We start from the raw sequence: 4,651 nt of genomic DNA, 5'->3' as shown, positions 1-4,651 counted from the left end.
GGGTCAGAAGCCTCTTGCATCACGGGCGGCAACCAAAGAAGCTCGACGGCTTCGGCTTCATCGAGGGGGCCCGCGCGATGCATGAGTGGCGCGCGGTCCCGATCCTGGTGCTGACGACCGAAAGCGCTACCGACCTGAAGGAACGCGCGCGAAACGCCGGCGCCACCGGTTGGATCGTGAAGCCGTTCGACGATGTCCGCCTGGTCGCCGCGATCAGAAAGGTCGCCGGAATGAAGGGGACAAGATGAGCGCGAATTCAGATATCCGCACCACCTTCTTCCAGGAATGCGAGGAGCTCCTGGAAGCGATGACCGACGGGCTGGCGGAGATTGACGCCGCCAGCCGCGGCGGCGCCTGCGATCAGGAGACGCTGAACGCCGTCTTCCGGGCCGTCCATTCGATCAAGGGCGGCGCGGGGGCCTTCGGGCTGAACGAGCTTGTCCGCTTCGCCCATGCCTTTGAGACCACGCTCGACGCCCTTCGCTCGGGCAGGATTCAGCCCACGCCCGACCTATCCGCGTTGCTCTTTCGGGCGGGCGATCATCTGTCGGACCTCGTCGCCGCCTCGAAGGAGGAACGGACACTGCCGGCCGCGGAAAGCGATCCGTTGCTCGCAGCGCTCGCGGAGGCCTCGGGCGGGAAACCTGCGGAGCCCACACCATCGCCTGTGCCCGCCACCCCGCCTATCGCGGGCAGCGGGGATGAATTCGGCTTTGTGCCGCTTGGTCTTCCGCTCGACCTCAGCCCTCCGGCGGCAGCCAGCTATACCATCCGCTTCGCGCCGACGCGGCAGCTTTACGCCAACGGCCACGACCCGGTGAACCTGTTCGAAGCGCTCTCGGAACTCGGCGATCCGGAGGTGACGCTCGACGTCAGCGCCCTGCCCGATTTCACCGAGCTCGACTGGGAAGAAAGCTACCTGACCTGGAAGATCGCGCTTGCCACCGCGCAGCCGGAGAAGGCGGTGCGCGAGGTCTTCGAGTTTGTCGAGGGGCTCGCCGAACTCTCGATCCAGGCTGTGGAGCCGGAGGAGGAGGCTGTCGCCGAGGCTGAGGCTGCTTCTCCCCCCGCCCCTGAAGGTCTGCCAGCGAAGGAGGCGCGCACCACCCTCGCAAAGGAGCCGGAGAAGGCTGCCACCGCCCCGGTCAGCAGCACCATCCGGGTCGATCTCGACCGGGTCGAGCGGCTGATCAACGCCGTCGGCGAACTGGTCATCACACAAGCAATGCTGAGCCAGCGGCTCGTCGATTCGGGACTGACCGCCACATCCGAGATCAGCGCCGGGCTCGACGCCTTCCGCAACCTGACTGGCGAGATCCAGGAAAGCGTGATGGCGATCCGGGCGCAATCGATCAAACCGCTGTTCCAACGCATGGGCCGGATTGTCCGAGAGGCAGGGATGGCAACCGGCAAGGCGGTGCAGTTCGTCACCGAAGGCGAGGCGACAGAGGTCGACAAGACCGTGATCGAACGCCTGGCTGACCCGCTCACCCATATCCTTCGAAACGCCATCGACCATGGCATCGAGACAGAGGAGAAACGCCGCGAGGCCGGCAAGGAGGGCTTCGGCACGATCCGGCTTTCGGCCGCGCACCGTTCCGGCCGGGTGGTGATCGAGGTGGCCGACGATGGCGCCGGCATCAACCGCGAGCGGGTGCGCGCCATCGCAGTCGAGCGCGGGCTGATCGACCCGGCGCTGGAACTGAGTGAGAGCGAGATCGACAAACTCTTGTTCCTGCCCGGGTTTTCCACCCGCTCGCAGGTCTCCGACCTCTCCGGCCGAGGGGTCGGCATGGATGTGGTGAAGCGCTCGATCCAGTCGCTTGGAGGGCGGGTCTCGATCCAGTCGACGCCCGGCCAGGGTACGGTGATATCGATCAGCCTGCCGCTGACCCTGGCGGTGCTTGACGGCATGGTGGTGGAGGTCTGCGACCAGACCATGGTGGTGCCGTTGACCGCTGTGGTGGAAACCCTCAGGCCCGCGAACGAGGATCTGCACGCGATCGGGCCGGATAGCGAGGTGGTCTCGGTCCGCGATTCCATCGTGCCGGTAATCGACCTCGGCCGTGTCTTCGGCTTCCGCCCCGAGGGATATCCGAAGGAGAAGGTGATCCTGCTTCTGGTCGAGACCGACGAGCGGTCGCGCTACGCGCTGGCCGTGGACGTCATCCGCGACCAGCGGCAGGTCGTCATCAAGGGGCTGGAGGCGAATTACGGGCACGTTCCCGGCATCGCCGCCGCAACGATCCTCGGCAACGGGCAGATCGCGCTGATCATCGACCCGGAGGATACCGTCTCGCAATCCCGGCGCACGGGCGCCCCGGCTTTGTAATTTCGAGGAGAGGGCCAGATGTCTTTCCATGACCAGATCGAGGCGAACGCCGCACGCAACGGCGCTATTCGCGAACTCGTCACCTTCAAGGCGGCCGACCAGGATTTCTGCGTCGACATCATGTCGATCCGTGAAATCCGTGGCTGGTCGAAGACCACCGTCATGCCGCATGCGCCGGATTACGTGCTGGGTGTGATGAACCTGCGCGGCGCGGTCGTCCCGGTGATCGACCTGTCGCGCCGCCTCGGGCTTGGCGTGACCGAGGCGGACGGGCGCCATGTCATCATCATCGCGCTGATCGGCGACCAGACCGTGGGGCTTCTGGTGGAATCCGTCTCCGACATTCTCGGCATTTCCACCGAAAGCATCCAACCCACGCCCGAGATCGCATCCGACTCCGCCCGCAGCTTCGTCTCCGGCATCATCTGCGTGGAGAAGCGCACGCTGCGGCTGATCGATCTCGAACGCTTGCTGCCCCAGACCGCGATCGACATGGCCTGATCATGGCGACCGTCGCGCCCAATCATCAGCCGCTCAGCGATCGCGACTTCCTCTACACGCACGAGGATTTCCGCCAGATCGCCGCCGTGGCCCATCGGGAGGCCGGCATCACCATGCCGGATTCGAAGGAGATGCTGGTCTACTCCCGGCTCGGCAAGCGGCTGCGCGCGCTCGGGATGACGGATTTCAAATCCTATTGCGCGCTCGTCGCCTCCGAGGCCGGCATCGAGGAACGGCGCAAGATGATCTCTGCTCTGACCACCAACGTCACCCGCTTCTTCCGAGAGGATCACCATTTCCGCCTGCTCACCGCCGAGGTCAGGCCCAAGCTGGCCGAGCGGCTGCGCCGGGGCGGGCGGGCACGCATCTGGTCCGCCGGCTGCTCGACGGGAGAGGAGGCATATTCCATTGCCTTCAGCCTGCTGACCGCACTGCCGGAGGCGGCACGTTTCAACCTGAAGATCCTCGCAACCGATGTCGATCCGGAGGTGCTCGCCCTCGCCAAGGCGGGCCGCTACCGGCGCGAGGCGATCCAGGGCCTGCCGGAGGACATGCGGCGCAGTTTCCTCGACCCGGAGGCGCCGGACGGCAGCAACACCGTACGCGAGGCGGTGCGCCAAATGATCGATTTCCGCCAGCTCAACCTGATCCGGCCGCTGCCGATGAAGGGTCCGTTCGACGTGATCTTCTGCCGCAACGTCACGATCTATTTCGACCCCGAGACGCAGGACCGATTGTGGGAGGCCTTTGCCAATGTCATGGCCCCCGGCAGCCATCTGCTGATCGGCCATTCCGAGCGGCTTTCCCCACGGGTGGCCCCGCGCTTCGCGACCACCGGAATGACCAGCTATCGGCTGCTGCCGCCCGGCGCCGCACAGCCTTCCAGGAAAGGATGAAAGATGTCGCTGAAGGACACCCTTCGGATCATGGTGGTGGACGACATGTCGACCAGCCGGGCCCTGGTGATGCAGGCGCTGGACGAGCTTGGCATCCGCCATGTCGATCACCGCCCCGACCCGGCCTCGGCGCTGCGCACGCTGGTCGCCAGCCCGGTCCACCTGGTCCTGTCCGACTACAACATGCCGGGCATGGACGGGCTGCAGTTGCTGGAGGCGCTGCGCCAGAACAAGTCCACCCGCGGCATCGGCTTCATCCTGATTACCGGCACCGCCGACCAGTCGCTGATCGAGCGGGGCCGCGCCCTTGGGATGAACAACTATCTGCGCAAGCCCTTCACAACCGCCAGCCTGCGCGCCTGCATCCAGGCGGTGACGGGGCCGTTCTGATGTCGGCGGAGTCCCCGTTTCAGGCCGATCTCGCCGATCTCATGGCCCGGCTCGCCGCCCAGCTACACGAGACGCATGACCTCGGCCGCCAAGTGGAGGATGCGATCGGAGGGTTGATCCACCACTCCGGCCAGGCCGGGCTGCGCGCCGCGCATTCGTTCCAGCAGCTCGACGTGCTGGTCCAGTCGCTCGACAGCCTCGCCATCTATGTCGAAACTCTGGCCGCCACGGTCCCGGCGGGCGTGGGGGTCGATCCGCGTGAGGCAATCAAGCAGGTGAAGCTGCGTGCGCTCTCACATGCGCTGAGCGTGCACCGGCACCCGGAAGAGGGCCAGGCCACGCCCGATCCCGACGACCTGCACCTGTTCTAGCCGCCGGGTCGGGCGGGGCGAACCGGCGTGCCGGGGCAAGGTTCAGGGCACCGCCAGCCAACGCCCTTTGCGGCTTGAGGCGTGGATGGTTTCGACCAGCGTCTGGATCCGAAGTCCGGCGCGGAAGTTGAACGGCTCGGGCCGCCGCCCGGCCAGAGCCG

Annotated in this window: 6 protein-coding genes; all 6 read left to right on the top strand. The window is 66.2% G+C overall.

Annotation, left to right across the window (positions count from 1 at the left end; translation table 11 throughout):
• On the top strand, positions 1-248 hold a 248-nt coding region (locus EIP85_RS22425; protein WP_164871869.1), incomplete at its 5' end, for a response regulator.
• On the top strand, positions 245-2,332 hold the full coding sequence (locus EIP85_RS22420) for a chemotaxis protein CheA (RefSeq protein WP_127904425.1): 2,088 nt from the start codon (positions 245-247) through the stop codon (positions 2,330-2,332). The genes EIP85_RS22425 and EIP85_RS22420, both read left to right, overlap by 4 nt.
• Before the next feature lie 18 nt (positions 2,333-2,350).
• Positions 2,351-2,833 (top strand): chemotaxis protein CheW, encoded by a 483-nt coding sequence (locus tag EIP85_RS22415; protein ID WP_127904424.1) that lies wholly within the window; start codon positions 2,351-2,353, stop codon positions 2,831-2,833.
• 2 nt (positions 2,834-2,835) lie between these two features.
• The gene (locus EIP85_RS22410; protein WP_127904423.1) at positions 2,836-3,729 is read left to right on the top strand and encodes a CheR family methyltransferase; all 894 of its coding nucleotides are present in this window, start codon (positions 2,836-2,838) and stop codon (positions 3,727-3,729) included.
• Positions 3,730-3,732: 3 nt separating this feature from the next.
• Entirely contained in the window at positions 3,733-4,119 is a 387-nt protein-coding gene (locus EIP85_RS22405) for a response regulator (protein ID WP_127904422.1), read from the top strand.
• Positions 4,119-4,490 (top strand): hypothetical protein, encoded by a 372-nt coding sequence (locus EIP85_RS22400; RefSeq protein ID WP_127904421.1) that lies wholly within the window; start codon positions 4,119-4,121, stop codon positions 4,488-4,490. Before EIP85_RS22405 ends, EIP85_RS22400 begins: the two co-directional genes overlap by 1 nt.
• The last annotated feature ends 161 nt before the right edge of the window (positions 4,491-4,651 follow it).

It is taken from the genome of Solirhodobacter olei (genome assembly GCF_004010155.1).
In the GTDB taxonomy this organism is placed as follows: domain Bacteria; phylum Pseudomonadota; class Alphaproteobacteria; order Rhodobacterales; family Rhodobacteraceae; genus Solirhodobacter; species Solirhodobacter olei.
Note: the sequence above shows the minus strand (reverse complement) of the source record. Positions and strands in the feature narration are given on the sequence as shown.